Below are 15,355 nucleotides of genomic sequence, written 5' to 3' on the forward strand. Positions count from 1 at the left end.
AAAGACTACCCCAATTCAGGAGTAGTCCATCTTTATAAAATTAATTATTATCTGTTTATGGTTAAACTCTCGTCCAAATCCCAACACTCTTAATTTCCTTATACTCAGGCTGCCAAACAGCATCAACAACAGCTTTTGGTACGTCATTGGAAATATCTGCTTTTGCGATACCTTCCTCTAGTGCAGCCTTAGCTACTTCAACAGCCACATAGATTGATACATCATGTAGTTTCTCAATTGACGGCAGCAATGACGAGCCTGGCTCAGTATTGTCGCACATCTCTGCTACAGCATTTGCAGCTGCTGCGAACATTCCTTTTGAGATTACTTGGGCTTTTGCAACAATCGCTCCAAGCCCTAGACCTGGAAATACAAATGCGTTATTAGACTGTCCGATTTCATAGGAAACACCGTTATATTCTACATTATCAAATGGGCTTCCTGTCGCAATTAACGCTTTGCCGTCTGTCCATTTAATTAAATCTTTTGGTATGGCTTCTGCAAGATGAGTCGGATTAGACATAGGCATGATGATTGGACGTTCAACATGCTTTGCCATCTCCCTCACTATTTCCTCTGTGAAGGCGCCAGCTTGACCGGAAGTACCGATAAGGATGGTAGGTTTTACTCTCTTCACTACTTCCATTAATGGAATGATTCCTTCCTCGTTTCTCTCCCAGCCCTCTACTTCCTCTCCTTCTCTTACGTAAGGAAGTTGGAATTTCAGGACATCCGGTGTTTCATCTGTCAGTAATCCTCGATAATCAATTGCCCAGAAACGGTCGTATGCTTCTTCTTCTGTCAATCCTTCAAGGACCATTGCATCTGCCATTTGGTCTGCGTTCCCGATCCCCGCAGCACCTGGTCCAAAGACAACAATACGCTGATCTTTCAGAGAAGTTTCTGTGACCTTTAATGCAGACATAACCGCTGCAAGCGTAACAGCACCTGTTCCTTGGATATCATCATTAAATGTAAGGATTTTGTCACCGTATTTTTCTAAAATATTTCGAGCATTTACATTGCCAAGATCCTCCCAATGGATAAGCACTTCTGGGAAGAATTTTCTGGCAGTCTGTACAAATAAATCAATGAATTTATCATAACGTTCACCGCGGACACGGGCGAACTTGTTACCAATATAGATAGGGTCGTCAATTAAAGATTGATTGTTTGTGCCAACATCCAATACGATTGGCAGGACGCGGCTTGGATCAATCCCAGCTGCCGCTGTATAAACAGCCAGTTTACCGATTGCAATATTAATACCGCCTACCCCTTGATCCCCGATTCCAAGGATACTTTCAGAGTCAGTGACAACGATTAAGTCTATGTCATTTTTTGAGACCCCAAGATTAGCAAATCCTTTTTCAACACCTTCAGGATGATCAATGGAAAGATATAATCCACCTGGGCGATGATAGCTATGAGAGTATGTCTGAATCGCTTCTCCGACAGTAGGTGTATAGATGATTGGAAGCATCTCTGCTAAATGATCTTTTAAAAGTCGGTAAAAAAGGACAACATTCCGGTTATATAAATCATAAAGCAAACCGTTTTTGAAAAGATTTGTAGTCCGCATGGAATATTGCTCATAGGCTCTGTTAGCCTGTTCATCAAGGGTAAGCACGTGAGGCGGCAACAGGCCGTCAAGTCCAAGCTCTTCCCTTTCCTCTCTAGTAAATGCTGTTCCCTTATTGATAAAAGGATTAGACAGAACTTCTTTTCCTTTTAATGTTGTAATAATTACATTATCAGGCACGCTCATTATGGAAATCCTTCTTTCTATAGAAATTTAATATATTTTTTATCATGCAGCCTTTGTTATAAGCTTTTTAGCTTTTTTCTTTTCTGACCGTTTATATACATAGCTGACAATAATCGGACAAACAATTGCAGAAACAACACATGCTGCTGCAACTTGCGCAGTAGCTGCTGGTGCTATTGCAGAAAGTGTTGGATCTGCTGCCGCAACTACAGCTGGTGTCGCTACAGCGTTACCTGCAGTTGACCCTGTTGCTAAACCGACGATAGGATTTTCTTTGAATAATTTCAAAAGCAAGAAAGCACCAATTCCTGTAAATGAAGCGATTAATCCTAGTAGTAAGCCTGGACCACCCGCTTCTACAATTGTATTCAGATTCATGCCTGCCCCTAATGGGAAAGAGAAAAATGGGATTAATAATAACTTACTGCTTCCAAGAAACTTTCTCATATCCGGATCGATATTTCCTAAAATCATCCCAATTACGATAGGAATTAAAACGCCTACAAGTGCTTGAAAAGGAATAGAAGCAAGGCCGGATGCACCTAAAGCAACTAATGTGAAAAATGGACCATCTTTTAAAGAAAATAATGCGTATGCCCCTACATCTGTTTCGTCACCATAAGATGAAGCTAGTGAAGCATATAACCCACCGTTAGCGTTTAACAATGCTGCAAGGATAGCTAGTGGTGACAATCCTAGAATACCAGCCGGTCCAAAAACCATCGCTATAAAGATACCTAGACCTGCACCTACTATAAATTTACCAGATAATAAAATTGCACCTTTTTTAATCGCTTTTGGTGCTAGTTTAAAGTTAATTTGTGAACCAATTAAAAACATAAAACAAGCTAAAATAGTTGATGATGCCTCTTTACTGAATAATGCCGTTGTAAAATGCCCTATTTCTAAAAACTGTGGAAAAAAAGTGTTTGTTAGTACCCCTAAAAATAACGGAACTACCATCATTCCGCCTGGAATTTTATCGAGCGTTTTCTTAATTGGAATTTGCATATTTAATCCCCCTTGTCATTTTTATCATCATGTAAAAAATCCAAATTCCCTTTGCAATCGCGATAGTGTGATTGCAAATATTACTCCCCTTTGTTACGTGTACATCATATTCCCCTGTAAACCGTTTTCATAGTTTAATAAAGTTTAATAATTCTTTTTGTAAATAAAAAAAGTAAGCAGCTTTCCTAACTGCTTACAAAAAATTTTTAATTAAGTGTTCTTTAAATTGATTATATTCGTGCTGATACACAGGCCTTCCGACTGCTCCATAGATAACCTTAACCTCCAGGATTCCTGTATCCTTAAGAAAATTAAGATACTTTCTGGCAGAAACTCTTGAGATGCCTACAATATTTACAATGTCATCAGTCGAAAAAGGGTCTGCCTTTAATCGCTGAATGGCATCCCATACTTGCTTTAACGTATCCTTCGCTAACCCCTTTGGCAGCTCCTCTGCGATGACATGTTCATCTCTGTGCAAAAGTAAGGAATCCAGCTCCTGCTGACTTACTGAATCTTGCTTATCAATTAACCGAGTTTGTTCAAGATAGGTAGTAAGTGCCGTGTTAAACCGGTCAAACTCAAACGGCTTGATTAAATAGTCGACAATCCCATATCTTAATGCCCTCTTTATTCGATCAAGATCGGATGCAGCAGAAATGATGATCACATCAATTTCAAGTTCATTTTTCCGCAGATGTGCTAATAATTCAATCCCAAGCTTTCCCGGCATAAAAATATCCAAAAGGATAAGCTGGATTTCTTCTGTATTTAGTAATTGTATAGCTTCATCAACTGATGTAGCTGTTGCCGCTAATCGGAACCCTTCAATTTTGGCAAGATATCGTTTATTAATTTGTGCTACCATCGGGTCATCTTCAACGATCATTACATTAATCAATTCTCTTTATCCTCCTCTTGATATGATATATACACAGCAAAACTCGTTCCCTTCCCTGGCTTGGACGAAATAATCAGTTCTCCTTCCAGCCTTTCAATTGCTTGCGCCAAAAGGTATAATCCGTATCCGCGGTTATTTCCTTTAGTAGAAAAGCCTTTATCTAGGATTTTGTTTTGGAGTGAATTCGTCATTCCCATTCCTGTGTCTTTAACCTCGATTGTTAAAATATCTTCTGCATAATCCAGTTTAAGATGGACCTTTTTATTTATACTGTTTGCAATAGCCTCTATTGCATTATCCAAAAGATTTCCAATAATCGTAATCAGCTCATGTGTAATTTCCGAGTTTGCCGGCTTCGGCAGCTTATTGGCACAATCAAATGAAAAGGAAACTCCTGATTCTCTTGCAAAGCTTAGCTTCCCAATCAGAAAACCAGCAAGCACAGGATCTTGGACTTTCCTTGTCACAAAGTCCATTTCCGTTTCCCGATGATTAACCGTTTCACTTACATAATCAGCAAGTGTATCATATTGTTCCGTTCTGACAAGACCTAAGATAACATGGAGCTTATTCATAAATTCATGAGCTTGAGCACGGAGAGCATCCGCATAATTACGGACACCTGTCAGCTGTTCAGCCAGATGCTGGACCTCTGTTTTATCCCGAAATGTAGCGATGGCTCCTACAGCCTGATTTCCAACAACGACCGGTACCCGGTTTACTAAAATAGTAACCCCCTGCAGGTTCTGTTCTTGATCGAGCTCTGTTTCACCTGATTTGATAATGCGAGTTAACCGGGTTTCTGGCAAGTAATCCTCAATATTTATCCCCATTGGCTCTTCCTCAAGACCTGCCTTTTTAAAAAGCTTACTCGCTGCCTTGTTAACAAGGGTGATTTTTCCTTCCTGGTCAATGGCTATAATGCCCTCACGTACAGACTGAAGCATAGAACTGCGCTCTTCAAGCAGCTTCGCAATAACAAACGGCTCAAGTCCTAAAAGGATTTTTTTAATATACCTTGCTAGAACGACCGCACCAATTATTCCAATCATAAGTCCGATTAACGTCCCCAAAACAATTCCCATCCGTCCTTTATCAACAGCCTCTGTAACACTTTTCAAAGAAATCCCGACAGCAACCGCTCCAATTTTTTTGCCCTGTGCATCCTTTATTGGGGTAAATGCCCTCATAGATTTACCGAGCGTTCCTTTTGAAATGGAAACATACTCCTCCCCTTTAAGAACAGGGCCTTCATCTCCCCCAAAGAAATGCTTACCCACCTTACTAGACTCCGGGTGAGACAGCCGAATTCCCTTCATATTCATAACAACAACAAAGTTCACATTCGTTTTGTCTTTTATTACATTAGCAAATTCCTGTAATTCCGCTTGATTAGCTTGTCCTTCAAGAGTCTTGATTACAGCTGGAGTAACCGCCATTGTCCTTGCAACATCCAGCGCCTTTTCTTTTTGTGTCTCTTCTACACTGGAAGTAATACTTTTACTTATAAGCAAGTCGGTTATCCCAAGTGATAACGCAACCACAATACATACAAAAATAATTATGATAGCTTGTAAACTAAGTTTGCCCTTTTTCATAAATTCCTCCAAGTTTATCGAAGTTTCAACATGTATCCAAAAAGCAAAGACTGCTAAACACCTATTACTTAATTAATCATCTTAGCTATATCAGTAAATATGTTTGATTGATATTTATTAAACGCTTTCATTCAAATAGTTTATAATTATCCCATTTTATTATAGTACTTGAAACAAGCAGGGCGATTTATGTAATTAAAAAAAGTATACATTGGGATAGTAACGCAAAAAAACCCCACTTCTTTAAAAAAAGAAGTGGGGTTTAGTATTAGGTAAAATAGTTGCAACTATTTATCAGATGTTAGGCGTAAACGGCCTTACATCATGCCGCCCATTCCGCCCATGCCGCCCATATCAGGCATTGCAGCGCTACCTGCTGGTTCTGGCTTGTCAGCAACTACTGCTTCTGTTGTTAAGAACATAGCAGCAACGCTTCCTGCGTTTTGAAGTGCAGAACGAGTAACTTTAGTTGGATCAACGATACCAGCTTCGATCATGTTAACCCATTGACCGTTAGCAGCGTTGAATCCTGTTCCAACTGCTTCGTTTTTAAGGCGCTCAACGATAACTGATCCTTCAAGACCTGCGTTGTGAGCAATTTGACGAACCGGCTCTTCGATTGCGCGAAGAACGATGTTGATACCAGTAGCTTCGTCGCCTTCTGCTTCAATAGAAGCAACTTTGTTGTATACGTTTAGAAGTGCAGTACCACCACCAGCTACAATACCTTCTTCAACTGCAGCACGAGTAGAGTTCAATGCATCTTCAATGCGCAATTTGCGCTCTTTTAATTCTGTTTCAGTCGCAGCGCCGACTTTTACGACAGCAACTCCGCCTGCAAGTTTAGCAAGACGCTCTTGCAATTTCTCACGGTCGAATTCAGAAGTAGTTTCTTCTAATTGAGCGCGGATTTGGTTGATGCGTGATGCGATGTTTGCTGAATCTCCAGCACCTTCTACAATTGTTGTGTTTTCTTTCGTAACAACAACTTTCGCAGCGCGGCCTAATGATTCGATTGTTGCAGATTTAAGATCTAAGCCAAGATCTTCTGTAATAACCTCTCCGCCAGTCAATACAGCGATATCTTCTAGCATTGCTTTGCGGCGATCACCAAAGCCTGGTGCTTTAACAGCAACAGCTGTGAAAGTTCCGCGAAGTTTGTTCACTACCAATGTAGCGTTTGCTTCACCTTCTACATCTTCAGCTACGATCAATAATGGCTTGCCTTGTTGAACTACTTGCTCAAGCACTGGCAGGATTTCTTGAATGTTAGAAATCTTTTTGTCAGTGATTAAGATGTATGGGTTATCAAGAACAGCTTCCATTTTATCTGAATCAGTTACCATGTAAGGAGATACGTATCCGCGGTCGAATTGCATACCTTCTACTACATCTAATTCAGTTGTGAAGCCTTTAGATTCTTCAATTGTGATTACACCGTCGTTGCCAACGCGTTCCATAGCTTCTGCGATCAATTGGCCAACTTCTTCGTCAGCAGCAGAGATAGCAGCTACTTGTGCGATAGAAGCTTTGCCTTCGATTGGTTTTGAGATAGCCTTCAACTCTTCAATAGCAGTTGAAATCGCTTTGTCCATCCCTTTGCGGATACCCATTGGGTTTGCACCAGCAGTTACGTTTTTAAGTCCTTCACGGATCATCGCTTGTGCCAATACTGTAGCAGTTGTTGTACCGTCCCCAGCAACATCGTTTGTTTTGCTTGCAACTTCAGCTACAAGTTTAGCACCCATATTTTCAAATGCATCTTCCAACTCGATTTCTTTTGCGATAGTAACACCGTCATTTGTAATTAGCGGTGAACCGTATTTTTTTTCAAGCACGACATTGCGTCCTTTAGGTCCAAGTGTTACTTTAACTGCATCAGCAAGTGCATCTACACCACGAAGCATAGAGCGGCGCGCTTCTTCACTAAATTTAATATCTTTAGCCATTTTAAAAAACCTCCTCAAGAATTTATGTTATTTCTTATATATTAATTTCAAATTATTGTACGATTGCCAAAATGTCGCTTTCGCGAAGGATTAAATATTCTTTCCCTTCATATTTAACTTCAGTTCCAGAATATTTTGAGAAGATAATTACATCATCAACAGATACATCAAGTGCAGCACGCTCTCCGTTGTCTAGAACACGGCCGTTACCAACTGCTACTACTTTGCCTTCTTGCGGCTTTTCCTTAGCAGAGTCAGGTAGCACGATGCCACTTGCAGTTTTTTCTTCTGTTTCAACAAGCTCAATAACAATACGATCTCCTAATGGCTTTAACAAGTGAAACAACCTCCTCAAATAATATGTAAATTTATTATTATTAGCACTCATCACTCTTGAGTGCTAACACAATTATTATATTAATTAATCTTTTTATAATTTGCAAGAGACAAGCCTTAGATTTTACAAAAAATTATACTGCCCTGTACACGCCTTTAAGAAGTATACACTCTTTCTTCGACTTTATTCATAAAATCTCCTCTTTTTTAATGTGTTCTATTTGAGTAAGCACGCACTTATTAGTAGAATAAATAGTATGTGTATTACTAATTCTAATCATGTTTGTGCAAAAGACAGCATTTGCTGAATGCGAAGAATACTAATGCTCAAAAGTTTATATGATTAATTTATATATTAGAATATCGAAAAGGAGTACGATATCTTGAAAAAAGAATATTGGATTATTGTAATATCGTATATTGCTATGCAATTATCTACCTTAATTGGCGTTCCGATTGTCATGTTTTTCGGCAACCTTATGGGATATGATTCTGCAGAGCTTGGCATGGCTTCTGTCGTTATTTGGCTGATTTTCAGCTTCCTTGTCACATTGCTCGTTGTTCTTTTCCTGCTTCGCCATGAGATGAGGAATCCGCTCCGCGAAAATCCCGCAAGCATCCCTGCAAGCATTGGCTGGGCAGTGGCAGGTATCTTTCTTTCCTTAATTGCTCAATCAATAGCCGGTTCAATCGAAATGGCATTAGGAATTGAACAAGAATCAGAAAATACACAGCAGCTTATGACCTTTGTTGAGTATTCTCCGCTTGTGATTATAGTTATCAGCGTTGTCGGTCCAATCTTAGAAGAAATCATTTTTCGGAAAATCATATTCGGGGTACTCTATAAACGACTAGGCTTTTTCCTGTCTGCATTGATCAGTTCTCTAGTCTTTGCAGCAGCACACATGGAATTTGTACATATCTTGCTGTACGCCAGCATGGGTTTCACCTTTGCTTTCCTTTATGTAAGAACAAAAAGAATCTGGGTTCCTATTTTTGCTCATGTGTCAATGAACACACTGGTCGTCATCATCCAGTTTAATCTGGATGCCATCCAGGAATGGCAGCGAAATATGGAGAACATTTCACAATTTATTGGAGGATTTTTATGAGGAAATCAGCATTACTCTCTGGAATACTTTATTTAATACTTGGTGCTTTATTTACCTATTTTGCTGTTCAATCAGTCCGTGATCATGGAGGATGGGGCTTCTTCTCCTATATACTTGTCATACTGGCGACATTTGATATAGGCACTGGAATCCGGCTCATTTCCTTCCATTTTATGATTAAAAAGGCTACCCGCAAAAATCAGGAGAGATAATGCCATATATAATAAAAAAAGCAATTATAAATGGAAGCATTTATAATTGCTTTTTTTGTGGCTCATTCCTCTTCCGCTTCATCTGCTGGAGTCGGATAGTGTTTAAGGAAGTAGACTAGAGATTGAAGTTCAACAGCCAAGTCAATATGATGAATTCGTACACTAGCAGGCACAGTCAGCCGAGCTGGTGTAAAGTTCAGAATGCCTTTAATAGAGCAGTCTATTAAACGATCAGTAATCGTTTGGGCAACTGCTGCCGGAACAGTTAAGATGGCAACCTGGATATCATGCTCTAAAATGACCTTCTCCAAATCATCCATATGATGGATATCTACCTCTCCAATTGACGTTCCTGTCTTATCTTCTGCAATATCAAATGCCACTTCTATTTTTGTATTGTTGTTTTTCAAGAAGTTATAGTTTAAGAAGGCAACCCCTAAATTACCCACACCAATCAGGGCAACCTTCGTCAGCTCATCTTGGTCCAATGTCTTCCGGAAAAAGGAAAGCAGGTAGTTTACATTATATCCGTAACCCTTTTTCCCTAATGCTCCAAAATACGAGAAGTCCCTTCTGATGGTAGCTGAATCTACCTTAACTGCCTCACTTAATTCGGCAGATGAAACCCTTTGTTTCCCTGAAGAATGTAAATTTTTTAAGAAGCGATAATATAAAGGCAACCGCTTAGCAGTAGCTTGCGGTATCTTCATTATCTCATTGCTCATTGTAATCCCCTACCTGTAATTAATAATACATCTATCTTTCCTGATAAACTTTAAACCCTCTTGTATGGACCATTGATACCGCCTGATTTTTCAAGCAAGTAAGTTTCGCCGATGACCATTCCTTTATCAATGCTTTTACACATATCATAAATCGTTAATGCCGTGACGGATGCTGCAGTCAGTGCTTCCATTTCCACGCCGGTGCTCCCAATCGTCTTTGCTGATACTTCTATTACTAAACGGTAAGCTTCTTGTTCTTGTCCTTCTTCTTCCCAACGAAAAGAAATATCGACCCCTTTCAAAGAGATGGGATGGCACATCGGTATTAAGTCAGATGTTTTCTTTGCTGCCATGATGCCTGCTACTTGGGCGACAGCCAAAACATCTCCTTTTTTTATCGTATTATGGATGATGCTGTCGTATATATATTTATTTACTATAATGCTTGAGTGGGCAACTGCTATGCGAGCGGTTTCGCTTTTTTCGCTTATATCAACCATTTTCGCTCGGCCCTCATCATTAAAGTGTGTAAAACTCTTCATTTTTAACACCTCTAAGCAAATCATACACTATTTTCCTTCTAAAGTGTATCATTAAAGAATTTTCACTGCCTGCGATTGCCTTTATTGCGGTTTCCCACGTATATAAGTTACACTTGATATACATACATTCTGAGGTGAATTACGCAATGATACTATTACAAGTGAATCAACTTTCCAAATACTTTGGAGCTGAAATTATCTTATCCAATATAAAATTAGAAGTGCAAACAAGAGATAGAATCGCGTTAGTAGGCCGAAACGGTGCTGGAAAATCGACATTGCTAAAGATGATCGCTGGCCACCTTTCATATGATACTGGGGAAATCATTAAACCAAAAAATGTAGAAATAGGTTATCTTGCTCAGAATACAGGGCTCGAATCTAATCTGTCCATTTGGGATGAGATGTTGACCGTATTTAAAGGCCTTCAGCAGCAGGAAGCTGAGCTAAGAAAGCTGGAACAGCAGATGGCAGACCCTGACATAAGCAGCCAACCGGAAAGATTCGAAAAGATATTGAAGGAATATGATACTCTTCAATATAACTTTAAGGAAAATGGCGGTTATCAGTATGAAGCTGATATTCGTTCTGTACTTCATGGTTTGAACTTCGGTTCCTTTGATTACAGCACAAAAATATCTACATTAAGCGGCGGACAAAAGACAAGACTTGCCTTAGCAAAGCTTTTGCTGACAACCCCTGAAATTTTAATTTTGGATGAGCCGACTAACCATTTGGATATTGAGACCCTATCATGGCTGGAACAATATTTGCAAGGCTACGATGGTGCTGTCTTAATTGTTTCCCATGACCGCTACTTCCTTGATAAAGTTGTAACCCAAATATATGAACTTTCCAGAACCAATATCCAAAAGTTCAATGGTAACTACAGCTCTTACCTTCAGCAAAAAGCTGAGAATTACGAAAGAGATATGAAGGTATATGAAAAGCAGCAAGAAGAGATTGCTAAGCTAGAAACATTTATTCAAAAGAATCTTGCTAGAGCATCGACAACAAAAAGAGCTCAAAGCAGAAGAAAAACACTGGATCGAATGGACCGTCTTGAGCGTCCTGATGGTGATGAAAAGTCAGCTTCTTTCGGATTCCAAATTGAGAAGCAATCCGGCAATGATGTGTTAAAGGTGCAGGATCTTGCGATTGGTTACGAGGGAAACACTGTTTCTGAACATATCTCTTTCCAATTAACCAGAGGAGACAGTGTTGCTTTAGTGGGACCTAACGGTGTCGGTAAATCAACATTACTAAAAACAATTATCTCAAAAATAGACAAGCATGCAGGCGCAACAGCTTGGGGAACAAATGTCATGGTTGGTTATTATGACCAAGAGCAAGCAGAACTCCATTCGAACAAGAGAGTATTAAATGAATTGTGGGATGAGTTCCCACTAAGACCTGAAAAAGAAATTAGAACCGTTCTAGGTAATTTTCTCTTCTCAGGAGACGATGTACTAAAGATTGTCAATTCACTGAGCGGCGGGGAAAAGGCTAGACTTGCTCTTGCAAAGCTTATGATGGAAAAGCCAAATGTGCTGATTTTAGATGAGCCAACAAACCATCTTGATCTAGACAGCAAAGAAGTGCTTGAAAATGCTTTAATTGATTATCCTGGTACTCTATTATTCGTTTCCCATGACCGTTATTTCATTAACCGAATTGCTACAAAAGTAATTGAGCTTCAACAGGAAGGTTCAACGGAATATCTTGGAGACTATGACTATTATGTAGAGAAGAAACTCGAACAAGAAGAGTTGCTGGCAATGGAAACAGCCGTTTCCAATTCTGCTCCTGCTGTTGATAATACTGAAAAAACATCTTATCAACAAGATAAGGAAGCTAAGAAAGCAGAACGGCAGCGCATGCGCAGAATTGAAGAAATTGAAAAAACAATCGAAAGCTTGGAACAAAAGGTAGCAGATCATGAGGAAAAGCTCTGTGAGCCTGACATCTTCCAAGACCATGAAAAGGTATTTGCACTGAACAAAGAACTAGAAGAATTTAAAAGCGAAATCGACAACCTTATGGATGAGTGGACTGAATTGTCAGATAAGTAAAAAGTACTGGGCAGTGATTTGCCCAGTACTTTTTTTCCACATATTTATCCACATAAAAATAGTTATTAAACTAGCTTTCCACAGATTTATTCACATTATCCACAATTTCTATTGATTTTACTCACATTATCCACAGTGTTGTGGACATTTCTGTTTATATCCTAAAATAAAACCCCTGTTTTTCAACAGGGATTTAGACCTATACCTATTTCTAGTTGTGGATAGTAATATCCAACCCAGGATTTCCATTTAAATCAGAGAAAGCTCTTTGTCCCTTCTCATAGAAAACTGTTCCTGCAGCAGCAATCATCGCAGCATTATCTGTACATAAAGATAATGGCGGTATTGTCAGTCTGACATCATTAAGGCTTGAAAATTTCTTTTCCAACGCAGACCTTAATCCTTTATTTGCAGCTACTCCGCCTGCTAGGACTACTTGTTTTACTTTATACTCTTTTGCTGCGTCAAAGGCTTTTGTTGTCAGCACATCAATGACACTTTCCTGGAAACTTGCCGCCAAATCTTCTGGCTTTATGGTTTCCCCTCGCTGTTCAGCATTATGAACCGTGTTGATAACTGCTGATTTCAGCCCGCTGAAACTAAAGTCATAACTGCCTTCTAGCCATGCACGCGGCAACTTAATTGATGGCTTTCCTTCTGCGGCAAGCCTGTCAATATGAGGTCCTCCTGGATACGGCAGATTTAGCGTTCTTGCTACTTTATCATATGCTTCTCCTGCTGCATCATCCCTTGTCTCACCAATTACTTCAAAATGACCATGCTCCTTCATATAGACAAGCTCTGTATGTCCCCCTGAGACTACTAGAGATAACAGCGGGAATTCTAACTTATCCACAAGCTGATTCGCATAAATATGGCCAGCAATATGATGAACACCAACAAGAGGAATGCCATGTGCAAAGCTGATTGCCTTAGCAGCATTAACACCAACAAGCAAAGCACCGACAAGTCCAGGTCCTTCTGTGACAGCAATTGCATCTAAATTTTCGTAAGAAACATCAGCAGTGCGCAGTGCTTCTTCAATGACCAATGTTATTTGTTCAACATGATGCCTAGAAGCAATCTCTGGGACAACACCGCCAAATCTTTTATGGCTTTCGATTTGTGAAGCAACAACATTCGATAAGATTTCCGTTCCATTTTTAACGATGGATACAGCTGTTTCATCACAGCTTGTTTCCATTCCCATTATTAATACATCTTTTATCATTATATTTTCACCCACATTACTAAAGCATCTTCTTGATTATCGGTATAATAATTCTTTCTGATAGCGCCGCTTTGGAAACCAAGCTTTTTGTACAAGTTTTGAGCAACTATATTTGTCACCCTTACTTCCAATGTCATAGACTTAGCTTCCTGCTTTTTCGCTTCTTCCATCATTGCTCTTAATAGTTTTTCTCCAAGCTTTTGCCCCCGGAAATCAGGCAATATGGCAATATTAGTTATATGAACCTCATCTATAACAATCCATGCTCCAATATAACCAACCAACTGTTCGCCATGTTCTATAACTATATACTTGGCAAACCGATTCTTTGTCAGCTCATTAAAAAAGGCCTCTTTACTCCATGGTGTGCTAAAAGAAAGTGTTTCAACCATGTGTACCTTATCTATATCCCCAATCGTCATATCCCGAAAAAGATAATCCTCCATGATACCTACTCTCTTCCTTTTTACTCTTTATTATTTGCCTTAAGCCAATTCGCTTCTGCCTCAGCCAAACGAATATAATTTGGAGTAAACGGATGAACCTCTTCTGCTTCCCTCGTTTGCCCCAATCTCGCCAGCACTGCCGGTCTTGGATTAAAGTCAGCATAATCAGCAAATACAGCAATATCTTTTAGTTCAGCTTCAAGCAGCTCTTTATGGATAGACAGATCATTACCTGTAAATAAAACCTTGCCTTGCTCATCTCGTAACCGGCTAACCCAATCCTTTGCCAGAATAAGCTGGTCTTTTTCCAGCTGTTCTACTGCTCCATCTGAAAACTTGTACAGCCCTGTATAAATTTGCCCCCTTCTTGCATCAAACAACGGACTTACACTGCCAGGAAAATATCGGCCTGCACTTGCTGCCAATACCTCAAGGCTCGAAACACCAACAAGAGGAATATTTAATGTCCAAGCAAGAGTCTTCGCAATTGTGACTCCTATTCGGACACCTGTGTAAGAACCAGGACCTTTAGCAACCACTATCTTTGTTAAATCAGCTGGTTTCACGTCACATTCCTTCATCAGCATCTCTACTGCCGGCATTGCCCTGACAGAATGATTCTTTTTTAAATTCGTAATATATTCTCCAATTACTTTATCTTGATCCATAATGGCAATTCCCAATACAAGATTGGAAGTATCAATTGCTAGTATTTTCATTTCATTAACTCCTTACATACTTGCACATATCTAGACCCATAGGGGGTTAGCACAATTTCTCTTCCTGTTTCATTTTTATAATGAATACTTATGTTTAAATACTCTTCAGGCAGCTGTTCCCCTATTAAGTGTGCCCATTCTACCACTGTAACTCCATTGCCATGAAAATACTCATCAAAACCAAGGTCCTCAAAGGCATCCTCGACACGATAAACATCCATATGATAAAGCGGAAGCCTGCCCGCATACTCCTTAATAATTGTAAAGGTTGGGCTGTTTACTGTTTTTGTAATGCCTAGCCCTTTAGCAAGTCCCTTTGTGAAGGTTGTTTTTCCTGCACCTAAGTCTCCTTCTAATGTCAGTACATCACCTTGATCCAAAAGCTCAGCAAGTCTTTCAGCAAAAGCCATTGTCTCATCAGCATTATTTGTTGTCCACATATATTTATCCATAAAACTCACCCAGTTTGTCCTATATTATTTTTAGCCTATCTTCATTATATAGATAGTGCTAGAACTTTCCTAATAAATACAGCATGTTTCTTTTTCTAAAAAAAAATCCTTAGGTTAGACCCTAAGGATTTTCTGCTTTGATTGCGGGGACAGGATTTGAACCTGCGACCTTCGGGTTATGAGCCCGACGAGCTACCAGACTGCTCCACCCCGCGACGGTAATATTAAATATGCCTGGCGACGTCCTACTCTCACAGGGGGAGAGCCCCCAACTACCATCG

At 39.6% G+C, this 15,355-nt stretch carries 15 protein-coding genes and 1 tRNA gene; 3 read left to right on the forward strand and 13 right to left on the reverse strand.

Translation table 11 applies throughout. The features are described from left to right. Window positions 1–61: 61 nt before the first annotated feature. The 6 genes from ACLIJJ_RS25545 to groES all read right to left on the reverse strand — a co-directional run bounded on the left by ACLIJJ_RS25545 (window position 62) and on the right by groES (window position 7,564). The gene (locus tag ACLIJJ_RS25545) at window positions 62–1,768 is read right to left on the reverse strand and encodes an NAD-dependent malic enzyme (RefSeq protein ID WP_411411881.1); all 1,707 of its coding nucleotides are present in this window, start codon (window positions 1,766–1,768) and stop codon (window positions 62–64) included. 42 nt (window positions 1,769–1,810) lie between these two features. Next, window positions 1,811–2,779, reverse strand: coding sequence for a 2-keto-3-deoxygluconate permease (locus tag ACLIJJ_RS25550; RefSeq protein WP_233319013.1), 969 nt, complete (start codon window positions 2,777–2,779; stop codon window positions 1,811–1,813). 193 nt (window positions 2,780–2,972) lie between these two features. Continuing rightward, complete coding sequence (locus ACLIJJ_RS25555; RefSeq protein WP_233319015.1) at window positions 2,973–3,680, reverse strand: response regulator; 708 nt, start codon at window positions 3,678–3,680, stop codon at window positions 2,973–2,975. Further along, the gene (gene dcuS / locus ACLIJJ_RS25560) at window positions 3,677–5,278 is read right to left on the reverse strand and encodes a DcuS/MalK family sensor histidine kinase (protein ID WP_411411882.1); all 1,602 of its coding nucleotides are present in this window, start codon (window positions 5,276–5,278) and stop codon (window positions 3,677–3,679) included. The genes ACLIJJ_RS25555 and dcuS overlap by 4 nt, the downstream gene beginning before the upstream one ends. Before the next feature lie 317 nt (window positions 5,279–5,595). Then, a complete protein-coding gene (gene groL, locus ACLIJJ_RS25565; RefSeq protein WP_233319021.1) occupies window positions 5,596–7,227 on the reverse strand; it encodes a chaperonin GroEL in 1,632 nt (543 codons plus the stop codon). 52 nt (window positions 7,228–7,279) lie between these two features. Continuing rightward, window positions 7,280–7,564: a co-chaperone GroES gene (groES, locus tag ACLIJJ_RS25570; protein WP_127742660.1), complete on the reverse strand. Its 285-nt coding sequence runs from the start codon at window positions 7,562–7,564 to the stop codon at window positions 7,280–7,282. 382 nt (window positions 7,565–7,946) lie between these two features. Here groES and ACLIJJ_RS25575 point away from each other — a divergent pair, with 382 nt between their 5' ends. Next, window positions 7,947–8,675, forward strand: a complete 729-nt coding sequence (locus tag ACLIJJ_RS25575) for a CPBP family intramembrane glutamic endopeptidase (protein ID WP_411411883.1) — start codon at window positions 7,947–7,949, stop codon at window positions 8,673–8,675. Beyond that, the gene (locus ACLIJJ_RS25580) at window positions 8,672–8,887 is read left to right on the forward strand and encodes a YdiK family protein (protein ID WP_233319025.1); all 216 of its coding nucleotides are present in this window, start codon (window positions 8,672–8,674) and stop codon (window positions 8,885–8,887) included. Before ACLIJJ_RS25575 ends, ACLIJJ_RS25580 begins: the two co-directional genes overlap by 4 nt. A 62-nt stretch (window positions 8,888–8,949) precedes the next feature. Here ACLIJJ_RS25580 and ACLIJJ_RS25585 read toward each other — a convergent pair whose 3' ends face one another. Both ACLIJJ_RS25585 and moaC read right to left on the reverse strand, forming a co-directional pair. Beyond that, a complete protein-coding gene (locus ACLIJJ_RS25585) occupies window positions 8,950–9,612 on the reverse strand; it encodes a redox-sensing transcriptional repressor Rex (RefSeq protein ID WP_233319027.1) in 663 nt (220 codons plus the stop codon). Window positions 9,613–9,662: 50 nt separating this feature from the next. Further along, window positions 9,663–10,154: a cyclic pyranopterin monophosphate synthase MoaC gene (gene moaC, locus ACLIJJ_RS25590; protein ID WP_233319030.1), complete on the reverse strand. Its 492-nt coding sequence runs from the start codon at window positions 10,152–10,154 to the stop codon at window positions 9,663–9,665. Window positions 10,155–10,300: 146 nt separating this feature from the next. Here moaC and ACLIJJ_RS25595 point away from each other — a divergent pair, with 146 nt between their 5' ends. Beyond that, window positions 10,301–12,226 carry an ABC-F family ATP-binding cassette domain-containing protein gene (locus tag ACLIJJ_RS25595; RefSeq protein WP_411411884.1) on the forward strand — a complete coding sequence of 642 codons (1,926 nt, stop codon included), beginning with the start codon at window positions 10,301–10,303 and terminating at the stop codon, window positions 12,224–12,226. 211 nt (window positions 12,227–12,437) lie between these two features. Here the strand turns inward: ACLIJJ_RS25595 and tsaD are convergent, their stop codons facing one another. The 5 genes from tsaD to ACLIJJ_RS25620 all read right to left on the reverse strand — a co-directional run bounded on the left by tsaD (window position 12,438) and on the right by ACLIJJ_RS25620 (window position 15,289). Further along, the gene (gene tsaD, locus ACLIJJ_RS25600; protein WP_237940588.1) at window positions 12,438–13,457 is read right to left on the reverse strand and encodes a tRNA (adenosine(37)-N6)-threonylcarbamoyltransferase complex transferase subunit TsaD; all 1,020 of its coding nucleotides are present in this window, start codon (window positions 13,455–13,457) and stop codon (window positions 12,438–12,440) included. Then, window positions 13,457–13,903: a ribosomal protein S18-alanine N-acetyltransferase gene (rimI, locus tag ACLIJJ_RS25605; protein ID WP_233319037.1), complete on the reverse strand. Its 447-nt coding sequence runs from the start codon at window positions 13,901–13,903 to the stop codon at window positions 13,457–13,459. Before rimI ends, tsaD begins: the two co-directional genes overlap by 1 nt. A 20-nt stretch (window positions 13,904–13,923) precedes the next feature. Beyond that, entirely contained in the window at window positions 13,924–14,622 is a 699-nt protein-coding gene (tsaB, locus tag ACLIJJ_RS25610) for a tRNA (adenosine(37)-N6)-threonylcarbamoyltransferase complex dimerization subunit type 1 TsaB (protein WP_237940586.1), read from the reverse strand. Continuing rightward, window positions 14,619–15,074, reverse strand: coding sequence for a tRNA (adenosine(37)-N6)-threonylcarbamoyltransferase complex ATPase subunit type 1 TsaE (gene tsaE, locus ACLIJJ_RS25615; protein WP_233319042.1), 456 nt, complete (start codon window positions 15,072–15,074; stop codon window positions 14,619–14,621). Before tsaE ends, tsaB begins: the two co-directional genes overlap by 4 nt. A gap of 141 nt (window positions 15,075–15,215) precedes the next feature. Continuing rightward, window positions 15,216–15,289, reverse strand: a tRNA-Met gene (locus ACLIJJ_RS25620). Between the last annotated feature and the right edge of the window lie 66 nt (window positions 15,290–15,355).

The organism is Niallia laureatilytica (genome assembly GCF_046613985.1).
Taxonomy (GTDB): Bacteria; Bacillota; Bacilli; order Bacillales; family Cytobacillaceae; genus Niallia.

Excerpts from the sequence above, each read along its gene's own strand:
- ACLIJJ_RS25545 (WP_411411881.1), bottom strand. The coding sequence starts at position 1,768 with ATGAGCGTGCCTGATAATGTAATTATTACAACATTAAAAGGAAAAGAA.
- ACLIJJ_RS25550 (WP_233319013.1), bottom strand. The coding sequence starts at position 2,779 with ATGCAAATTCCAATTAAGAAAACGCTCGATAAAATTCCAGGCGGAATG.
- dcuS (WP_411411882.1), bottom strand. The coding sequence starts at position 5,278 with ATGAAAAAGGGCAAACTTAGTTTACAAGCTATCATAATTATTTTTGTA.
- groL (WP_233319021.1), bottom strand. The coding sequence starts at position 7,227 with ATGGCTAAAGATATTAAATTTAGTGAAGAAGCGCGCCGCTCTATGCTT.
- ACLIJJ_RS25580 (WP_233319025.1), top strand. The coding sequence starts at position 8,672 with ATGAGGAAATCAGCATTACTCTCTGGAATACTTTATTTAATACTTGGT.
- ACLIJJ_RS25585 (WP_233319027.1), bottom strand. The coding sequence starts at position 9,612 with ATGAGCAATGAGATAATGAAGATACCGCAAGCTACTGCTAAGCGGTTG.
- moaC (WP_233319030.1), bottom strand. The coding sequence starts at position 10,154 with ATGAAGAGTTTTACACACTTTAATGATGAGGGCCGAGCGAAAATGGTT.
- ACLIJJ_RS25595 (WP_411411884.1), top strand. The coding sequence starts at position 10,301 with ATGATACTATTACAAGTGAATCAACTTTCCAAATACTTTGGAGCTGAA.
- tsaD (WP_237940588.1), bottom strand. The coding sequence starts at position 13,457 with ATGATAAAAGATGTATTAATAATGGGAATGGAAACAAGCTGTGATGAA.
- rimI (WP_233319037.1), bottom strand. The coding sequence starts at position 13,903 with ATGGAGGATTATCTTTTTCGGGATATGACGATTGGGGATATAGATAAG.
- tsaB (WP_237940586.1), bottom strand. The coding sequence starts at position 14,622 with ATGAAAATACTAGCAATTGATACTTCCAATCTTGTATTGGGAATTGCC.
- tsaE (WP_233319042.1), bottom strand. The coding sequence starts at position 15,074 with ATGGATAAATATATGTGGACAACAAATAATGCTGATGAGACAATGGCT.